The organism is Methylobacterium sp. 001424705 (assembly GCF_059816145.1).
Genome location: NZ_JCBANU010000079.1, coordinates 1 through 1,297, shown reverse-complemented (window position 1 = coordinate 1,297; position 1,297 = coordinate 1). Strand labels below are relative to the sequence as shown.

At 74.0% G+C, this 1,297-nt stretch carries 3 protein-coding genes; all 3 read right to left on the bottom strand.

Features of this window, described 5'->3' with window-relative positions:
- A partial coding sequence (locus AC6EUL_RS22830) for an NUDIX domain-containing protein (protein WP_499872897.1) occupies positions 1 to 542 on the bottom strand: 542 nt, incomplete at its 3' end.
- 72 nt (positions 543 to 614) lie between these two features.
- A complete protein-coding gene (locus AC6EUL_RS22825; RefSeq protein ID WP_499872895.1) occupies positions 615 to 794 on the bottom strand; it encodes a hypothetical protein in 180 nt (59 codons plus the stop codon).
- Positions 795 to 817: 23 nt separating this feature from the next.
- On the bottom strand, positions 818 to 1,297 hold a 480-nt coding region (locus tag AC6EUL_RS22820), incomplete at its 5' end, for an RNA polymerase sigma factor region1.1 domain-containing protein (RefSeq protein ID WP_499872893.1).

Sequence of the window (1,297 nt, the reverse complement as noted above, 5' to 3'; positions counted from 1 at the left end):
GCGCGCAGGGCGAGGACCAGGGTCAGGGTCTTGAGGTCGGTCAGCTCGCAGCGATCGGCCATTCGGGCGAGTTCGGCCAACGGCATCTCGACGACCCGGATGTTCTCGTGCTCGCCGTCCGCGCCCCCGCCCCCGTCCACCCGGTCGGTGGCGGCGTAGGCGGCCAGGAACAGGTGGATGCGCTCCGTCGAGATGCCGCCGCAGGAATAGGTGGCGCCGACGAAGTCGAGGTCGCCGAGGCGCAGGCCCGCCTCCTCCAGCACCTCCCGCCGGGCATTGTCCTCCGGGGTGCCGTCGTCGATCAGGCCGGCGGGGGCCTCGAGCTGGCTCTGCTCGCCGGCGACGTAGAGGGCGGGCACCCGCAGTTCCCGCACCAGGGTCGCGACCCGGCGCACCGGATCGTAGGGCAGCACGCCCACGGAGTTGCCGTGGTCCTCGATCTCGCGCTCGGCCTCGCTGCCGTCGGCGAGGCGGACCCGCGCCAGCGAGAAGCGGCTCCAGCCCTCGTGCAGGGTCCGCAGGCTGAGGATCTCGGCTTTCATCGGTCGTCCTTCTGGCCCCGGGAGGGCGCGTTCCGGCTGGCCCGTGGGCACGGGCTGTCGTGCGGGTGGCCGTCAGGGGCCACCTGCCGGGGCGCCCTCGATCCCCATGATGGGCTCGCCGCGGTTGATCCGGCCGTCGAGCGTCAGGTAGCCCGGTTCGCCGGCCTCGACCCTGTGGTCCTGCGCGCTCGCCTCGGCCCGGCACTTCAGTTCAATGACGATCGCCGCCGCGAGGGGCGTCTGGATGTCCATGTCGGTCTCCCGAGCGCCGCGCTTCATCGGCCGAGGGCGATCAGGACCGCCCCCATCAGCACCAGCACGATCAGGGCCGCCACCAGCACGGCGTTCCGGACCCGGTGCACCTCGGCCGGTGGGGGCACGGGACCCGGTTCCGCACCGGCGGCCACCGGCGCGCCGGCCCGGGACGCCGGCGCGTCCGGGCGCGGCGCGGCCGGTGCGGCGTCGAGGGACGGCAGTCCGGGCGCGGGCGCGAGGGGCAGCGGCGCGATTCCGTCGGGATGGGCCCGCCCCATGAGCAGGTCCTCGAGCTCAACCGGAATTCCGGCGGCCTCGAGGTCCAGGACCACCTGTGCGATTGCCTCGGCGCTCATGCCGTGGATCGGTAGGGCAGCCTGGAGGTCGGCCGGGGAGAGCTCGCCCTTCTGCCGCCCGAGGGCGATCAGCCGGTCGAGATCCCGTTGCGCGACGGTCGCCGAAGCGCTCACCATAGGCGCGACCCCGTCACGGCTGCGCCT